The following is a 17,770-nucleotide window of genomic DNA, read 5'->3' on the forward strand; positions in this document are numbered from 1 at the left end:
GCGCGGTATCTGGGCCGGGATGCCAGCCATCAGAGTAAAACCCGCTCGATACCCCCCTGGTGCGCGGCATCGATAAAACCTTGCTGCCACTGGGGGCCAAGTATCTTGCGCGCAAGTTCCACGACGATGTAGTCGGTGTCGAGACCCGTATCTTCACGGTAGCGTTCCAGACCCTGCTGGCAGGCTGGGCAACTGGTGAGCAGTCTGACGTTGCCGTCCTTGGCCCGTGCGCCTCCGGTGAGTTGCAGGATGCCCTCCTTGAGGATCTCTTCCTTGCGGAAACGGAGCTGGGTGGCGATGTCCGGGCGACTGCTGGCCAGAGTGCCCGCCTCACCACAGCAACGCGCGGAGTCCAGCACCTGCTGCCCGAGTAATTGCGACGCCACGGCCTGGGGTTTGTGGGTTTTCATGGGACTGTGGCAGGGATCGTGGTAGAGATACTGGACGCCCTCCACACCATCGAGGGCGACGCCCTTTTCCATCAGGTACTCGTGAATGTCCAGCAGGCGGCAGCCGGGGAAAATCTGCTGAAACTGATACTGCAGAAGTTGATCCATGCAGGTGCCACAGGACAGAATCACGGTCTTGATATCCAGGTAGTTCAGCGTGTTCGCTACACGATGAAAGAGCACCTGATTGCGCACGGAGACTTCCTGGCCTTTGTCTTCCTGGCCACCGGCCGTCTGCGGATAGCCACAGCAGAGATAGCCGGGTGGCAATACGGTCTGCGCACCGACGTGGTGCAACATGGCCAGCGTAGCCAGGCCGATATCGCTGAAGAGCCTCTCGCTGCCACAACCAGGAAAGTAGAATACCGCATCGCTGTCCTCCGTCACTTTGGTGCTGTCCCGGATGATGGGGACGGTTTTATCGTCGACGATGGCGAGGAGCTGGCGCATGGTCCGCGCGCCCATGTCCGCAGGCAGTGGTTTGCGCAGGAAGTGGATGACTTCGGCGCGCAACGGGGCCTTGCCGGTGGTGGCCGGCGGTGGTCCCTTGGGTAGCAGTGGCTTGAAGATTCTGTGGGCGAGTGCCTGCGCTTTATAGGCGGTTTGCAGCACACCTTGCCGTATCAAATGAACCCTGCGTGGTTCCGTGGAGTTGAGGTAGAGCATGGCCAGACGTGTGCCCATATTGAACGATTTTTCTCCGCGAGCACGGAGAATGTTGCGCATCTGAATGGAGACCTTGCCAAAATCGATATCCACTGGGCAGGGGGTCTCACATTTGTGGCAGGTGGTACAGTGGTCTGCCACGTCGTTGAGGGCTGCAAAATGCTGCTGGGATACTCCCCGCCGGGTCTGTTCCTCGTAAAGGAAGGCCTCGATGAGCAGACCGGTCGCGAGGATTTTGTTGCGTGGCGAATAAAGCAGGTTGGCGCGGGGGATATGGGTCATGCAGACCGGCTTGCACTTGCCGCAGCGCAGGCAGTCCTTGATCTCACGATTCAGGGCGCCCAGCGCGCTGGCTTCCAGTAACAAGGCTTCCTGCTCCACCAGTTGTAGTGAAGGCGTGTAAGCGGTTTCCAGCCCGGAACCGGCCAGCAGTTTACCCGGATTGAAGAGATTGTCCGGATCGACCTGTGCTTTGTAGCGGGCAAAGGCTGCAATTTTATCCGGCTCCATCCAGCGCATTTTGGTGATACCGATGCCGTGCTCGCCGGAGATTACGCCGCCCAGGCCCAGGGCGATGGCCATGATCCGGTCCACTACCCGGTCGGCTTCCTGGAGCATGGCGTAATCACTGGAAAGCACCGGAATATTGGTGTGAATGTTACCATCGCCGGCATGCATGTGCAGCGCGACAAACAGGCGGGTCCGGCGTACCTCCTCGTGGATTTCGCGGATACGTCCGCGCACTGCGGCAAACGCATCACCCGCAAACAGGGCCTCCAACGGTTTGCCCACATGTTCCCGGTAGCTCACCCGCAGGACACCGCGTAGCAAGAGGCTGGCCAGTGTGTCGCCTTGATGCACGGCAGACAGCATATGGACATCCAGCAATTCGGGATGCTCCATGGCCGGCATGTCCAGCTTCTCCAGCAGGGATTGCCAGCGCCCGCGTGTGTTGCTGATCAGTGCCCTGGCAGCGGACTTCTTGGCGTCGACGATGGCCTGATCCTCGCTGCTGTCTTCATAGTCCTTGGCCTTGCGGACTTCGGCCAGATCGCCGGCGACATATTCCTCCAGTGCGCTCAGGCTCGCCAGCTTACTGTGGATGGCCTGCTCAATGTTGATTCGCTCGATTGCGCGGCTGTACTGCGCCAGATTTTCCAGAGGAATGACCACATCTTCATTGATTTTGAAGGCGTTGGTGTGGGCGGAAATGGCTGCGGTACGGCTGCGGTCGGCCCAGAAGCGGCGTCGCGACTCGGGTGTGGTAGCGACAAAGCCTTCGCCGCCCCGGGCGTTGGCAATACGCACCACCGCCGCTGCTGCCGCGCCGGCCGCACCGGGGTCGTCACTGGCGATATCGGCGAGCAGCAGCATTTTCGGGCGTTCGTGGCGGGGAGCCTTGTTACTGTACTTGATGGCTTTGAGATAGCGCTCATCCAGATGCTCCAGACCGGTGAGCAAGACGTGCTCCAATCCCTCCACATAGGATTTTACTTCGACGATAGCGGGTACGGCGGCATCCAGATCGCTGCCATAAAATTCCAGACAGACCGTGCGTATATGGGCAGGCATCCGATGCAGCAGGAAACGTCCGGAAGTGATGATCCCGTCGCAGCCTTCCTTCTGGATGCCAGGGAGACCGCCGAGAAACTTGTCGGTGACATCCTTGCCCAGCCCCGCCTTGCGGAAGGCGGTACCAGGCAGGATTAGTGTTTCCGGCTCTCCCAGCGCCGTGTGCCCATCGGCGGCAAAGCGGTTCAGGCGAAACCGGACTTCCGGCTGATCGTGAATCCGGCCAAGATTATGATTCAGGCGCTCCACTTCCAGCCAGTTGCCGTCGGGGGTCACCATGCGCCAGGAGAGCAGGTTGTCCAGGGCCGTGCCCCAGAGTACCGCCTTCTTGCCCCCCGCATTCATGGCGATATTGCCGCCGATGGTGGAGGCATCCAGGGATGTCGGGTCGACGGCGAAGACCAGTCCTGCCGCGTCGGCCGCGTCGGCCACGACCTTGGTGACCACGCCCGCACCAGCGAAGATGCTGTGGACGGCGCCGTTCAGGCCGGGTGGTATGACCTTTTCCACCGCTGAAATCTGCTCCAGCTTTTCGGTGTTGATGACCGCACAGTGGCGGCGCAGAGGAATGGCACCGCCGGTATATCCGGTACCACCACCACGCGGGATGATGGACAATCCGAGTTCCCGGCATGCGGAGACCATGCGCTGGACCTCTTGCTCGTCCACGGGGTAGAGGACGACAAAGGGCAATTCCACACGCCAGTCGGAGGCATCGGTGACGTGAGAGACGCGCGCGTAGGCGCTGAAGTCCACGTTGTCCTTTGCGGTGATCCGGAGCAGGCGGCGCTCCGCTTTCCTGCGCAGCATCAGATCTTCATCAAATTGCCGCGTAAAGCCGCTCACCGCCGCGCGGGCGCTGTTCAGTAGACGGAGTACCAGCGGATTCCCGTCGGCGCGACCGGCAATGTCGTTCAGGCGATAAGCCAGGGCATCCCATAGGGCCTGGCGGCGGCGCCGATTCTGCGCCAGGTCATCCTGAATATAGGGGTTGCGCTGCACCACCCAGAGGTCGCCCAGCACTTCAAAAAGCATTCGTGCCGAGCGTCCGGTAACCCGCCGCTCCCGTAGGTCTTCCAGCAGTCGCCAGGCATCCGCTCCAAGCAGGCGATGCACGATCTCTGCGTCAGAATACGAGGTGTAATTGTAAGGAATTTCGCGGAGGCGATGATTCATCAGGAAATGATGACGTTATCAATGAGCCGGACCTGGCCAAGCCGGGCAGCCGCAAACCAGCGTGCTCCAGGCTGTGGTAAGGCAAGGGACTGCAAGGTCTGCGCGTTGCGCAGTTCCAGATATTCCGGCAGGAAACCCGCCCGTTCAAGGCGTTCCCAACCCGTCGCGGCAAGATCAGACACCTTTGCGTCGCCGGTACTGCGCCGGGCGAGGTCGAAAAGTGTTTCCGCGAGGAGCGGGGCTACCTGCCGTTCCGCCAAGTTCAGATAAGTGTTACGGGAACTGTAGGCGAGCCCGTCTGCCTCTCTTTGCAGCGGCCCCGGCAGGAGCTGCACGTTGAGGTTCAAATCGGCCACCATCTGCTGAACGATGCGCAGTTGTTGATAGTCTTTCTCTCCGAGAATGAGTATTTCCGGCGCGACCATGTGCAACAGTTTGCTGAGCACCGTGCAGACTCCGGCAAAATGACCGGGGCGGCTGGCGCCGCAAAGCACCTTGCTGAGGCTGCGCGGCGGCATGACGATACTGATATCCTGGCGTCCCCGCGGATACATCAGCCCGTCATCCGGGGTAAATATGGTCTGGCAACCGGCCTCATGCAGGCGTTGCAGATCCTGGTCCAGGGTGCGCGGATAGTTCGCGAAGTCTTCCCCGGGTCCAAACTGCAACGGATTCACGTAGATGCTGACCAACACATGTTCGGCACGGTTGGTGGCCAGCCGCACCAGCGCGAGGTGGCCTTCGTGCAGGTTGCCCATGGTGGGTACCAGGGCCAAAGTGCCATGCAGACTCTGACGCCACTGGCGCAACCCGGCTATATCCTTGAATATCGCCATATTAACGTTTTCGGCGCGGCGGGAACTGGCTGTTACCCACTTCCCGCACATATTCGGCCAAGGCGTCCCTCACGATCCTTCCGCCCTCGATGTAGCGCCGCGCAAAGGGCGGGCTTTCGGTTCCCAGTCCTAGCAGGTCGTGTATTACCAGCACCTGGGCATCCGTATCCGGCCCCGCGCCGATGCCGATCGTGGGTATGGTGATATCGCGGGTAATATTTGCCGCCAGCGCATCGGGAACCGCTTCCAAAACCAGGAAGCGGGCACCCGCATCCGCCAGTGCCCCGGCGTCGGCCTGCAAGCGACGTGCACTGTCCGCATCGGTGCCCTGTCGCTGAAAACTGCCCCACTGCCGTACTCGTTGGGGAGTCAGGCCGATATGGGCGCAGATGTTGATGCCACGTTCGGCACAGAAGGCCACGGTGGAGGCCATTTCCGCACCTCCCTCCAGCTTGACCACATCGGCGCCGGCGCGGAGCAGAGTTACGGCTGTAGCCCAGGCCTGCTCCGGTCCTTTTTCATAGCTTCCAAAGGGCAGGTCGGCAAATACCAGACAGTCACCCGCTCCTCGCACCACCATCCCGGTGTGATAAGCCATCTGCTCCAGAGTAACACCGAGGGTATCACCGCCGCCGCCGACCACCATGCCGAGAGAGTCGCCCACCAATATGCCATGTACCCCGGCCTCGGCGGCAAGGCGGGCAAGGGGATAGTCATAGGCGGTCACCACGGCGCGTTTGATGCCGCTTTTTTTGTCCTGCACCCAGCGGGCGATTTTCTTATGCATCTTGCTCCTCAGCGTCTTTCAGGCGATGCCTGACGGCGTCGATCAGTCGTTCAGTGTGCCGCGGATCGTGGACAAAATCTACCTGCGCCGAATCGACATTCATGCGGGGCAGGGCATAGTCGGCCTGCCACGCACGGTAAGCCGCCTGCACCCGCGCCAGATAATCAGGCGCCAATGCCTGTTCGTAGGCATCTCCACGGGCCCGGATGCGTTTCATCAGGACCGGCAGCGGCGCATCCAGGAATATCATCAGATCCGCGGGTGCAGGGTGAAAATCCAGCGCCATGCGCAACGCATTAAAAAGATGGCGCTCTTCCGCATCCAGAGTGAGAGGGGTAAAAATTTCGTCTTTACGGGCGCTGTGGTCGCTGATGATCCAGGGGCTGTCATCTCTATGCCGCCACCGCTCACGGCGTTGCATGAAAAACTGCAACTCGGTCGCCAGCGCGGCGCCCGGACCCTGGTAGAACCGGGAGAGAAAAGGGTTTTGGGCTGGTTCTTCGAGGATCATCCGTCCGCCCAAGGATTGGGCCAACAGCCGGGCAAGGCTGGTTTTACCGGCGCCCATGGGGCCTTCGATGCTGATGATGCGGGGGCTGGTCATGCCTGGACGGAACGACTCTGGTACATATCCATCTCAGGGGCATGATCCGGGATGCAAATCACGGATTGATCGGCCACTGCGGACAGGTGTCGGGCGATGCACCCGCAGCCGGGAATGATCAGTTCCGGATCAAACTCGGCAAGAGGCACAAGCACGAAGGCCCTTTCGTGCAGGCGGGGGTGGGGCAGGGTGAGTTTCGGATCAGTCGAGTGTGTGCTTCCGTAACTTAGCAGGTCGAGGTCCAGCACCCGCGGACCCCAGTAAATTTCCACGGCGCGGCGGCGCCCCGCCGCTGCCTCCAGCATTTGCAGATGACTGAGGAGATCGCGATCCGGTAACGCCGTCTGCAACCGGGCGACTGCATTGATAAATGCAGGCTGTGGAACACCACCCACTGGTGCTGTCTGGTAAAGATGGGAATGCCACAGCAAGGTGCTTTCGGGTACGGTGGCCAGGGATTCCAGCGCCTGTCGCACCTGCGCCACGGGCAAGTCCAGGTTGCTGCCGATGCTGATCCAGGCGATCACGGTTGGATGGACGGCAGGATGCCTTGTCTGATAAGCCATTGTCGCGCGGTTTCCTTATCTTCGATCTCGCCATCCAGGTGGGCTTCGTACAGGCGGCGCAGTACCTTACCAAGTTGAGGGCCGGGCGCCAAGCCCATGGCTTGCAGATCCCGACCGCTGAGCGGCGATTTCAGACCACGCTGCTTCAGCAGATAGTGGCGGCCACTTTCGGCAACGACGCCGCTTTCCGGATGCTCTGCAAGCAGCGCGAGTATGCCGGGTAGCGATAGCGCCGCCCATAATTGCGCCGCCGCACTGGGGCGAGTGGCCTTCGCCAGGGCCGCTGATACTTCGGACAGGAATTGCAGATCCCTCAGAATATGGTGACCGTCGGCCACAGGCCAACAGTGTATGCGTTTCTCCGCCTCTGCCCAAGGGATATGCCGCCAGAGCAGGGTCAGCAATACGGCGGTATCGAAAAGTTTCTCGTCAGGGAAGTGGTGGTGAAACCAGGTGATCTCCTGTCGACCGCGCTGCATGCTGGCAAGGAGCGTCTCCGGTTCCGGTGGTGCCGGGCGCAACAGAGGCCATAACTGCCAGGCATCCAGCCTTTCGAAAACCCCGGCGAGATCGTCCAGTTCAAGCACATACTTCAGCTCACGCCATAAACGTGCGCCGCTGAGCCGGGCGAAAACATCCCGGGCCAGTGCCGTCTTGAGCAGAATATGGGTACCAGGTTCCAGTCGAAGGTGAAAACGCACGGCAAAACGCAGTCCGCGCAGCATGCGGGTGGGGTCATCCACAAAGGAAAGGGGGTGCAGCACCCGCAGCAGGCCGAGTTGCAGATCCATGCGTCCGCCATGGGGGTCCAGGAAGCTGCCAAAACTGCTCGGATCCAGGGAGATAGCCATGGCATTGATAGTGAAATCGCGGCGGGCGAGATCCGCGACGATATCGCCGGGCCGTACTTCCGGCAGAGCGGCAGGTGCAGGGTAGTGCTCGACGCGGCAACGCGCCAGATCCAGCCGGAATCCGTCGGGGTACTCGAGGATGGCGGTACCAAATTGTGGATGATAGGTACATTGCATGCCGGACAACTGGGCGGTGCAAGCTTTAGCGACGGCGCGGACATCTCCCTCTATGGCCAGATCCGTGTCCGGTGCAGGATGGTTTTGTAGAAGGTCGCGAACGCACCCACCTACCAGATAGGCCGGTGTGCCGAGCCGTGCAGCGGTTCTGCCGATATCCTGCAGACGCTGCAGGCGCGCCTCGCCCCAATGCTGCCGCAGCAACTGGTGGATCTGTGCTGCGGATGGGGGGTTGTCGGTGCCGGATACGGTCTGGTGAGAGTTCAGCGCGGTTCGCCCCATAGTGGAGACGCGGGCCCGGGATCAATCGTTGCCGGCTGGTCCGTCGTCATGGCCGTCGTCCGAGCTGCCCGGCTGGGAGGCTTCACCCTGTTTCGCAGGATTGCTGCGCCGTCGCCGCCGAGGACGGCGCCGCGAAGTGACCGGAAGTGGTCCCAGCGCGGGCTCCTGTTCCGTTTCTTCGAGGCGGGCGCGTTCGATAAGGGCGCGCCGGCCGTCATGATCTGCGATCTGGAATTGTTCCCACCATTCTACCAAAGTAGCTGGTATTTCTCCGCTCTGGCTGCGCAGGTTCAGGAAATCGAAGGCGGCGCGGAAACGCGGATGGGCTAGCAGCGCATGGGGGCGGCGCCCGCCACGGCGCAGGAAACGCGCCTGTAAGTCCCAGATTTCACGCATGGGTAGGGCGAAGCGGCGGGGGACCGAGACCCGCCCTGCGCACTCGTGCAGCACGTTGGTGGCGGCCTGCTGCAGGGCGACGGTCTCGGGCTTCCCCTGTTGTTCCAGCAACTGTCGTTCCTGCTGCAGGGCAGGCCAGAGCAACGCCGCAAAGAGAAACGCGGGGGTCACCGATTTGCCGTCGAGCAGCCGCGCATCGGTGCCCTGCAAGGCACCTTGCAGGAGGATGCGGGCGGAGTCGTATCGTGCGTCGTCCAGAAGCGCATCCACCTGTGGAAACAGGGCCACAAACAATCCCATCTGGCGCAGGTGCTCAAAGCTGGTCTGCGCATTGCCGGTCAGGAAAAGCTTCAGCGTTTCCTCAAACAATCGCGCCGAGGGCACTTCCTGCAGGAGTTCCCGGCAGGAAGCTATGGGTGCCTGGGCAGAGGCATCCAGAGTGAACCCGAGCTTCGCGGCGAAACGGACGGCCCGCAGCATCCGCACAGGGTCTTCCCGGTAGCGCTGCTCCGGATCACCGATGACGCGCAATCGGCCGGCTCGCAAATCTTCCATGCCGGTGGAGAAATCCAGAATGCTGCGGTCGGCGATATTATAATAGAGCGCGTTGGCGGTGAAATCCCTGCGTCGGGCGTCCTCTTCCAGAGAGCCGTAGACGTTGTCTGCCAATATGCGTCCCGTTTCGCTGTGTTCGCTGGATTCGTCTTTCTTGCCGTTCGCACTGCCGCGGAAGGTGGCTACTTCTATGATCTCGTTGCCAAACTGTACATGGACCAGAATGAACCGTCGGCCGATCAGCCGGGCATTGCGGCGGAATAACTTGCGGACCTGTTCCGGGTGCGCATCTGTTGCGACGTCGAAATCCTTGGGCTCCCGTCCGAGCAGCAGATCGCGGACGCTGCCGCCTACCAGATAAGCCTGAAAACCGGCACGATGCAGGCCATTGAGCACTTGCAGCGCACTGTCGCTGATCTGCAGCCGGGATACGTTGTGCTGACTGCGCGGTGTGACTCGCGCACCGGGGATACCAGGCGATAACGATGAGGGCGCCGCCGCCATTTCGACGGCACCGTCGGGCAGGTTCAACTGCTTGGTAATAAATGATTTTATGGATACCAAGGGCGATCTCTGGGTTGGTAGGCGGTAATCTGGGCGACAGTGTACCTGAAAAGTTAGGGAAAAGCAGTGGTTGCTGAAAAGCGGGTACCTTGAATGCCGGAACGCATATTGGACGTGGCGCCCTGAAAACCCATTCAGGGATGCTCCTGCGGCTGAACCGCCTGGGTGGGATGCTCCCCGCCCCACACTTGTCTGACCAGGTAAATCGGTCTGTGCTTGCTTTCCTCATAGATCCGACCGAGGTACTCGCCGATCACCCCCAGGGCCATGAGCTGTACGCCACCCAGGAACAGTAGGGTAACCATGATGGACGGATAACCCTTTACCGGGTTTCCATACACCAGGGTGCTGATTACCAGCCAGACGGCATAAAGAAAGGCCAACAGCGATACCGCAAAACCCAGATAAGCGGCAAGTTGTAATGGTACCTGGCTAAAGGAAGTAATACCTTCCAGGGCGAGATTCCATAGCCGCCAATAGCTCCAGGTGGTTTTCCCCGCATGGCGGGGCGCACGATGGTAGTACACATTCGTGCTGCGAAAGCCGACCCAGGCAAACAAACCCTTCATGAATCGTCTGCGTTCGGGAAGCGCCTGCAGGGCCTCCAGAACCGGACGAGACAACAGCCGGAAATCACCCGTGTCCGGCGGTATCTCCACGTCGCTCATGCGATTGATGATCCGGTAAAAGACATGCGCAGAGGCGCGTTTGAGCCACGATTCTCCTTCGCGGGAGAGGCGAACGGCGTTCACCACATCAAATCCATCCCGCCATCGGGCAAGAAGCTCGGGAATCAGTTCGGGCGGGTCTTGCAGGTCAGCATCCAGCGGAATGGCGGCTTCTCCCTGTGCGGCATCGAGTCCGGCGGTGAGCGCCGCTTCCTTGCCAAAATTCCTGGACAAATCAATAACTCTGACCCGACGATCCTGGCGATGCAGGGCAATCAACTGCAACAGCGTATCATCTCCGCTGCCGTCATTGATGCAAATCATCTCCCACGGTTCGCCCGATTCGTCCATGACGGCACGGACACGGGTGTAGAGGGCCTGGAGACTCCCGGATTCGTTGTGGCATGGGACGATGATGGAAGCCGTCACGCTGCTGCGTTGCGGGTCTGGTCGTGGAGATGATTGAGTCATCGCAGAAAATTACAAGAGTGCGTCCGCCACGTCAAACGAGACTGGAAAATTCATATCCGCTTCGGTATAGTGCGGAATGCCTTGAACCATGGGGCTGGGACGCAACGGCCCGGCCCCTTTCTTGTTAGGTGAATCACTATGCAACTGATCGGCGAAGCCCTCACCTTTGACGATGTGCTCCTCGTTCCCGCCCATTCGGCGGTGCTCCCCCGTGATGTGCAGATCGCGACCGAACTCAGCCGACGCATCCGACTGAACATTCCGCTGCTCTCGGCCGCGATGGATACGGTAACCGAGGCTGCCATGGCCATCGGACTTGCACAAGAGGGCGGGATCGGCATCATTCATAAGAATATGTCTCCGGACCAGCAGGCCGCTTTGGTGCGGCGAGTCAAAAAGTTCGAGTCTGGCGTTATCAAAGACCCCATTACCACCAGCGCCGATGTGAGCATTCGCGAAGTGTTGCAGGTGATGGCCGTGCATGGAATTTCCGGGGTGCCCGTCGTGGATGGCGAACATCTGGAGGGGATTGTGACGCACCGCGATCTGCGCTTTGAAACACGCATGGATGCCCCGGTGAGCAGTGTCATGACGCCCAGGGAACGACTGGTCACGGTGCCGGAAGGAACCAGTCTGGATGTCACCAAGGCATTGCTGCACCAGCATCGCATTGAAAAAATCCTGGTGGTGAATGACCGCTTTGAATTGCGCGGGCTGATTACGGTCAAGGATATCCGAAAAGCTACTGAACACCCGCTGGCCTGTCGTGATGCGCAAGGCCGCCTGCTGGTGGGCGCGGCGGTGGGCGTCGGCGAAGGTACTGACGCGCGGGTACAGGCGCTGGCGGAGGCCGGGGTCGATGTCATTATCGTCGATACGGCCCATGGTCACAGCCAGGGTGTGCTTGACCGGGTGCGCTGGGTGAAGAATCACTTTCCGGATGTGGACGTGATCGGCGGCAACATCGCTACTGGAGAGGCCGCCTTGGCGCTGGTGGACGCGGGCGCTGATGCCGTCAAGGTGGGTATCGGACCGGGCTCCATCTGTACGACGCGTATTGTTGCCGGGGTCGGTGTACCACAGGTCACGGCCATCAGTAATGTGGCGAACGCGCTGGCGGGTACCGGCGTATCGCTCATTGCCGATGGCGGCATCCGCTATTCCGGGGACTTCGCCAAGGCCTTGGCGGCGGGGGCGCATGCGGTCATGGTCGGTGGCCTGCTCGCGGGCACCGACGAAGCGCCGGGCGAAATCGAACTCTATCAGGGCCGTTCCTACAAGGCGTATCGTGGCATGGGCTCGCTGGGGGCCATGCAGCAGGGGTCTGCCGACCGCTATTTTCAGGATGCCAGTCCGGAGGCCCCCAAGCTGGTACCCGAAGGCGTGGAAGGCCGGGTACCCTATAAGGGGCCGGCCGGGCAGGTGATTCACCAGCTCCTCGGTGGCTTGCGCTCCAGCATGGGCTACCTGGGGGCAGAAGATTTGTCGGCCCTGCGCAGCCGTGCCCGCTTCATCAAGATTACCCAGGCGGGCGTGCGTGAGAGCCATGTCCACGACGTGAATATCACCAAGGAAGCGCCCAATTACCGGGTGGAGTGAACCATGCAAGAACGTATCCTGATTCTCGATTTTGGTTCGCAGTTCACTCAGCTTATTGCGCGGCGGGTGCGCGAAGCTCACGTCTATTGCGAAATTCACCCCTACCATATGGCGCTGGCGGAGATACGGGCTTGGCGGCCCAAAGGGATCATTCTGTCCGGAGGGCCATCATCGGTGCACGATATCGATGCCCCATCTGTTGATCCTGCCCTGTTTGCCATGGGCTTGCCAGTCCTCGGTATTTGCTACGGCCTGCAGTTGATGGCCCAGTTATTGGGCGGGCGGGTAGGCAAAGCGGAGCATCGGGAATACGGCCGCGCGCACCTTCAGATAAAGGAAGCGATCGGCCCGTTGTTACCCTTTGGGGCTGCAGGTGCTGCCGAAGAAGTCTGGATGAGTCACGGCGACCGGATAGAATCCATGCCCGATGGTTTCCGGGTGCTGGCCAGCAGTGCCAATTCACCGCTGGCAGCCATTGGCGACCCGGCGCGAAACTTTTATGGTGTACAGTTCCATCTGGAGGTCGCCCATACCCCCCGCGGCGCGGAGATGCTCACGGCCTTCGTGCGCGGCGTATGCGGCTGCACCGGCGACTGGACCATGCACTCTTATGTGGACACGGCAGTGGCGACGATCCGTGCCCAGGTGGGTAAGGGTCGGGTCATCGCCGCGCTTTCCGGCGGGGTGGATTCGGCCGTGGCAGCGGTGCTCATTCATCGCGCCATCGGCGACCAGCTCACCTGTATTTTTGTCGATAACGGGCTGTTGCGCTTTGGGGAAGCGGAGAAGGTGGCGACGGTTTTTCGCAATTACTTTCAGATTCCCCTGCAGGTGGTGGATGCCCGGCAGCGTTTTCTGGAGGTGCTGGCGGATGTCGCTGATCCCGAAAGGAAGCGCAAGGCCATCGGTAAACTGTTCATCGAGATTTTTGAGGAAGAGTCGAAGCATCTGGAAGGCGCCGACTTCCTGGCGCAAGGCACCCTTTATCCTGACGTGATCGAGTCCATTTCGTTCAAGGGGCCCAGTGCGACCATCAAGTCTCACCATAACGTGGGTGGCTTGCCGGAACGCATGCACCTGCAACTGGTCGAGCCTTTGCGGGAACTGTTCAAGGACGAAGTACGGGAACTCGGTCGTGAGCTGGGCATGCCCGAAGAAGTGATCCGGCGTCAGCCCTTCCCGGGGCCTGGTTTGGCCATCCGCTGTCTGGGGTCGGTTGATGAACATCGCCTGGGAGTCCTGCGCCGTGCCGACCGTATCGTCATGGAAGAGATCCATGACGCCGGATTGTATGACCGCCTCTGGCAAGCTTTTGCGGTATTGCTGCCGGTGCGCAGTGTCGGCGTGATGGGCGATGCGCGGACCTATGATGAAACCGTCGCCTTACGCGCGGTGGAGTCGGCGGATGGCATGACCGCAGATTGGGCGCACCTACCCTATGAAGTGCTGGGACGCATCTCCACCCGAATCATCAACGAGGTCGCCGGGATCAATCGCGTGGTTTACGATATATCATCCAAGCCCCCGGCCACCATCGAGTGGGAATGATTCGGCGTCTGGCAATGACTGGCATGGAAAGGCATCTAACTCTATTTAATGATTTGGTTTTTATGTAGTTTTTCATTTCTGGCTGGCACGGTCTGGCAACGTCAAGTAATTCCAAGCAAGCTTTTTTCATGGCACATCTGATGGTATTCTTTGGCTACGATGCCATGAGCGAGTCCGATACCATGTTACCCTGCGGCGCTATGCTATGGCATTAAGAACTCATAACATGATGATATATAACTATATTATTCTGTTTTTTTGAGGCCATTCTGATCATGGTATAGAACGCCAGAAAGGATCGAAGCCATGCTGACTGATACCAAGCTGCGAAACCTCAAGTCGCGGGACAAACTCTACAAGGTGAACGATCGCGATGGTCTCTATGTGGCCGTTACCCCTGCTGGAGCGATCTCGTTCCGCTATAACTACGCGATTAACGGGCGGCAGGAGACCATCACCTTTGGTCGTTATGGCATCGGCGGCATTACCCTGTCGGAAGCCCGCGTGCAGCTTGCCGAGGCCAAGAAGCTGATCGCGGGTGGCAAGTCGCCGGCAAAAGAAAAAGCGCGAGACAAAGCGCGCGTCAAAGATACTGAGACATTCGGTGCGTGGGCAGAAAAGTGGCTGCGCGGCTACCAGATGGCCGACTCCACCCGTGACATGCGCCGGGCGGTCTACGAGCGCGAGATAAAACCGAAATTCGGCAACCAAAAGCTGGTCGAAATTACCCACGAGGACTTGCGGGCACTCACTGATGCCATTGTGGAGCGGGGCGCGCCGGCTACAGCCGTCCATTCCCGCGAAGTGGTGTTACAGGTCTACCGCTGGGCCATCGAGCGCGGCCAGAAGGTCGAGAATCCGGCGGATCTGGTACGCCCCACGGCCATTGCCAAGTTCGAGCCGCGCGACCGGGCGCTGACACCGGACGAGATCGCGCTGATGTATCAGTACATGGAACGCATCGGCACCACGCCTTCCATTCGGGCTGCGGCTAAACTGCTGTTGCTGACGATGGTGCGAAAGAGTGAGCTTACCAAGGCGACGTGGAGTGAGATCAATTTCAGCGAGGCCCTGTGGATTATTCCGAAAGAGCGGATGAAGCGGCGCAATCCGCATCTGGTGTTTCTGTCCAGGCAGGCGCTGGATATTTTTATTGCCTGAAGTTTAGACATACAGCCCGGCTCCGCCGGGTTTTTTCTATTTTTGCTACGAAAGTGCTTGACACAGTGATAGTGCCGTGCGGCCGACCCTTGTAAAAAAGGGTCGGCCAATGAGAAGCGTTTTAGGCTTCTCGGAATCACTGTCATGCCCTTTCATCGTCTCGTTGCCCTCCGCCTCTCGGAGTGGATTTCCTACTTTCTGACGGTCGTGCCGCCCCGCTCGCGGCGCAGTTTTGTGGAGCTGCTTTGCGGTTGCCTGATCTCGCCCGAAGGCTGGGTCACCCGCGCCCTCAGCAGCATCTCCCTCCGCTGCCACTGGACCACCTATTACAAACTCCTGGAGCGTGCGTCCTTGCGTACACAGGCGTTGGCCATAACCCAGGTACGCTGGCTCCTGCAGTCCTTGCCCAAGCCCCTGATCGTCGAGTTAGTCGTCGACGACACGATGGTCCTGCGGCACTCTACCAAGGCCCCAGGCGCGGCCATCCGCTTCGACCACAGTCATAAGCACAACCGCCCCAGTTATGTCCTCGCCCAGAATTGGGTGGGTCTGGCGTTGACCCTGCGTACCCGTTCCGGCAAAGCCATTTCCTTTCCCATCCGCTTGCGCCTGGTGCCCAGTACCGGCAACACCCACAAGCTGAAAATCGCCGGAGCATTGCTGCGCGCCTTTATACCCCACATCCCCGTACCCGTCCGGTTGCTCACCGATGCTTGGTTCATGCGGCGGCGCCTGCTCTTGCCCCTGTTGCGTCAGCACGGCCTGCAGCCGGCAGGCCAGTTCATCGGCCAGGTGCGCAAAGATACTGTACTGCTCCGCGACCCACCGCCGAGGACATCCCAACGCGGGCGTCCTCGGATATATGGAAACAAGTACACCGTGGAAGACATGGCTGCGCTGCCCACCGAGATCGTCTCTCTGGATCTCTATGGGAAACGGCAGAAGGTCCGTCTTCAATCCATCATCGCCAATGCACGATTCCTGAACGGCCATCCGGTCCGTGCCGTATGGAGTGCGATCTACGATGAAAAGCATCATCGGTGGTCTCCCACCCGCCTCTATCTCGCTTCCGAGACGGATCTCACCGCCAGCGAAATCGTCGTCCTCTACAGCAACCGCTGGCAGATCGAACCGATCTTCCACAATCTCAAACGCTGGTGGGGCATCCATAACCTCTGGCAGCAAAAACGCACCGTCTTGGAACGCTGGATGCAAATCCGCTGCATCGCTTGGTCCATGGTGCAACTCCTCGCCGAAACCCTATCCGAAGATTTCCCCATGACTGCAGTAGCGCCCTGGCGTATCGCTACTCCTGTCACCGCAGGACTCATGGCCCAATGGCTTCATCTGCAATTTCTGCGGGTTCCATTCTGGAAGGGCTACGACCCGAAGTCCGGGAAATTCCAGTGCCCCGCCCCCGCCTTTTGGGCCGATACCGATGACCCACCCCGCAAAAAGGTCGCCTGACTCAATCCTGCTCCACATTTACTACGCCATATCGCCACACATAGAAGCTGGCGAGGAGGCTGCATGTCTAAACTTCAGTTTTTATTGCTTTGAAGACCTTTTCTGGCGGATCGGAGTATGTGCTGCCGTCGCGGTATGATTCGGATACGCCAATGAGCAGCGCAACGCTCAATCAAGTGCTAACGTTGACGTACCGGCTTGCGCAAAAAGAGGGGAAGACCCTCGCCAAATTCGGTCCGCACGACCTGCGGCGCACGGCCAGCACGCTGCTTCATGAGGCTGGCTATAACACGGACTGGATCGAGAAATGCCTGGCGCATGAGCAGAAAGGAGTCAGGGCCGTCTACAACAAGGCCGAGTATCGAGAGCAGCGCATGTCGATGCTGCAAGATTGGTCGGACATGATTGACGAATGGACGCTGAAAAAAATTACGAAGTGAGCCCAGGCCGTGTCGCCGGTATATTATTGGATCGCCGAGCTTCGATCCACTGATCGACCTCAGCAAGATCCCAAGCGACATTTCGGCTGGTGAGCGCTATGCGGCGAGGGAACTCTCCACGCTTTTCCAAATTAAAAATCGTTCTCTCTGATAGCGGTATCATCGCCAGCAACATTTTCCGATTGATTAATACCTTGTGGACAGGCTCATTATTCATCGCGAACACCTTTGCAAATTTCCTGAGGAGCTTTTTTTTCAGATAGGGAGAGCCAGTAACAGACGCTCATGACACCCTCCGCGTCCGCTGCAGAAGCGTTTCCACCAACACCGGGTAATCCATTGGATCGTCAATGACCCCCACATCACTCGTTGGCGTTTCCAGCCCCGCATATCGCCGGTCCAGCAGGGCGGACAGGTGAACCACCGCAGCCGCCGCATTGGCATTGTCCGGCTGGTCATCCAGAAAAGCCAAAGCACCGATGCGCTGAAGCGCTGCGGCTTTCTCAGCAGGCGCACGGAGTGGATTGACACACACCACCAGACCGGCGGGCAGCAACCCACAGAGAGAATTAACCCGGGCCTGATGGAATTCGTCCCGGATGCTGGTGACCGCCCACACCTGACAGCCCAGGTCTTCCAGCGCATAAACCAGATCCGGAGTGTGGGCGTAGAACGGTACGTTGGCCCATGCAACCTCGTTATTGAAGGTACCCCAGACCCGTTTTGCGTCTGAACGGGTGATCCCGTAGCGGTCATGCAAATGATAAGCGTCATTCAGTCGTCTGATACCTGACCAGTCCAACACCCGACGCGCGTAATCCATCCAGTGTTGATCGAAGTCGCAGAGGACGCCATCAATGTCCAAGGCTACGGCCGCCATCAGAGCACTACCTTTCGCACTGGGCCCGCACGACTGATCATGGACACCAAATCCA

The 17,770-nt window shown here is 59.7% G+C and carries 15 protein-coding genes; 5 read left to right on the forward strand and 10 right to left on the reverse strand.

Annotated features, from left to right (window positions below; all coding sequences use genetic code 11):
• Positions 1-29: 29 nt before the first annotated feature.
• The 8 genes from AFERRID_RS12755 to AFERRID_RS12790 all read right to left on the reverse strand — a co-directional run bounded on the left by AFERRID_RS12755 (position 30) and on the right by AFERRID_RS12790 (position 10,578).
• On the reverse strand, positions 30-3,863 hold the full coding sequence (locus AFERRID_RS12755; RefSeq protein ID WP_113525710.1) for a DUF3683 domain-containing protein: 3,834 nt from the start codon (positions 3,861-3,863) through the stop codon (positions 30-32).
• Positions 3,863-4,699 (reverse strand): pantoate--beta-alanine ligase, encoded by an 837-nt coding sequence (gene panC, locus AFERRID_RS12760; RefSeq protein WP_126605363.1) that lies wholly within the window; start codon positions 4,697-4,699, stop codon positions 3,863-3,865. Before panC ends, AFERRID_RS12755 begins: the two co-directional genes overlap by 1 nt.
• 1 nt (position 4,700) lies before the next feature.
• Positions 4,701-5,486, reverse strand: a complete 786-nt coding sequence (gene panB, locus AFERRID_RS12765) for a 3-methyl-2-oxobutanoate hydroxymethyltransferase (protein ID WP_113525708.1) — start codon at positions 5,484-5,486, stop codon at positions 4,701-4,703.
• Positions 5,479-6,090, reverse strand: a complete 612-nt coding sequence (locus AFERRID_RS12770) for a deoxynucleoside kinase (protein ID WP_126605364.1) — start codon at positions 6,088-6,090, stop codon at positions 5,479-5,481. Before AFERRID_RS12770 ends, panB begins: the two co-directional genes overlap by 8 nt.
• Positions 6,087-6,656: a 2-amino-4-hydroxy-6-hydroxymethyldihydropteridine diphosphokinase gene (folK, locus tag AFERRID_RS12775; protein ID WP_113525706.1), complete on the reverse strand. Its 570-nt coding sequence runs from the start codon at positions 6,654-6,656 to the stop codon at positions 6,087-6,089. Before folK ends, AFERRID_RS12770 begins: the two co-directional genes overlap by 4 nt.
• Entirely contained in the window at positions 6,614-7,966 is a 1,353-nt protein-coding gene (locus tag AFERRID_RS12780; protein WP_126605365.1) for a CCA tRNA nucleotidyltransferase, read from the reverse strand. Before AFERRID_RS12780 ends, folK begins: the two co-directional genes overlap by 43 nt.
• A gap of 21 nt (positions 7,967-7,987) precedes the next feature.
• Complete coding sequence (pcnB, locus tag AFERRID_RS12785; RefSeq protein ID WP_126605366.1) at positions 7,988-9,481, reverse strand: polynucleotide adenylyltransferase PcnB; 1,494 nt, start codon at positions 9,479-9,481, stop codon at positions 7,988-7,990.
• A 134-nt stretch (positions 9,482-9,615) separates the two neighbouring features.
• Positions 9,616-10,578 (reverse strand): glycosyltransferase family 2 protein, encoded by a 963-nt coding sequence (locus tag AFERRID_RS12790; protein ID WP_269149204.1) that lies wholly within the window; start codon positions 10,576-10,578, stop codon positions 9,616-9,618.
• Positions 10,579-10,758: 180 nt separating this feature from the next.
• On the opposite strand from AFERRID_RS12790, the gene guaB reads away from it, so the two are divergent.
• The 5 genes from guaB to AFERRID_RS12815 all read left to right on the forward strand — a co-directional run bounded on the left by guaB (position 10,759) and on the right by AFERRID_RS12815 (position 16,835).
• Positions 10,759-12,219 carry an IMP dehydrogenase gene (gene guaB / locus AFERRID_RS12795; protein WP_126605367.1) on the forward strand — a complete coding sequence of 487 codons (1,461 nt, stop codon included), beginning with the start codon at positions 10,759-10,761 and terminating at the stop codon, positions 12,217-12,219.
• A gap of 3 nt (positions 12,220-12,222) precedes the next feature.
• Positions 12,223-13,767: a glutamine-hydrolyzing GMP synthase gene (gene guaA / locus AFERRID_RS12800; RefSeq protein ID WP_126605368.1), complete on the forward strand. Its 1,545-nt coding sequence runs from the start codon at positions 12,223-12,225 to the stop codon at positions 13,765-13,767.
• Positions 13,768-14,073: 306 nt separating this feature from the next.
• Positions 14,074-14,928, forward strand: a complete 855-nt coding sequence (locus tag AFERRID_RS12805; RefSeq protein ID WP_456263958.1) for a tyrosine-type recombinase/integrase — start codon at positions 14,074-14,076, stop codon at positions 14,926-14,928.
• A 144-nt stretch (positions 14,929-15,072) separates the two neighbouring features.
• Positions 15,073-16,395 carry an IS701 family transposase gene (locus AFERRID_RS12810; protein ID WP_070807692.1) on the forward strand — a complete coding sequence of 441 codons (1,323 nt, stop codon included), beginning with the start codon at positions 15,073-15,075 and terminating at the stop codon, positions 16,393-16,395.
• 89 nt (positions 16,396-16,484) lie between these two features.
• Positions 16,485-16,835, forward strand: coding sequence for a tyrosine-type recombinase/integrase (locus AFERRID_RS12815; RefSeq protein ID WP_456263959.1), 351 nt, complete (start codon positions 16,485-16,487; stop codon positions 16,833-16,835).
• On the opposite strand, the gene AFERRID_RS12820 is transcribed toward AFERRID_RS12815, so the two are convergent.
• Together AFERRID_RS12820 and AFERRID_RS12825 are read right to left on the reverse strand one after the other, a co-directional pair.
• On the reverse strand, positions 16,825-17,052 hold the full coding sequence (locus AFERRID_RS12820) for a helix-turn-helix transcriptional regulator (protein WP_126605369.1): 228 nt from the start codon (positions 17,050-17,052) through the stop codon (positions 16,825-16,827). The two genes, AFERRID_RS12815 and AFERRID_RS12820, sit on opposite strands and share 11 nt — an antisense overlap.
• A gap of 66 nt (positions 17,053-17,118) precedes the next feature.
• Positions 17,119-17,715 carry a hypothetical protein gene (locus tag AFERRID_RS12825; RefSeq protein WP_126605370.1) on the reverse strand — a complete coding sequence of 199 codons (597 nt, stop codon included), beginning with the start codon at positions 17,713-17,715 and terminating at the stop codon, positions 17,119-17,121.
• Positions 17,716-17,770: the final 55 nt, after the last annotated feature.

The sequence above is a fragment of the Acidithiobacillus ferridurans genome, from assembly GCF_003966655.1.
In the GTDB taxonomy this organism is placed as follows: Bacteria; Pseudomonadota; Gammaproteobacteria; order Acidithiobacillales; family Acidithiobacillaceae; genus Acidithiobacillus; species Acidithiobacillus ferridurans.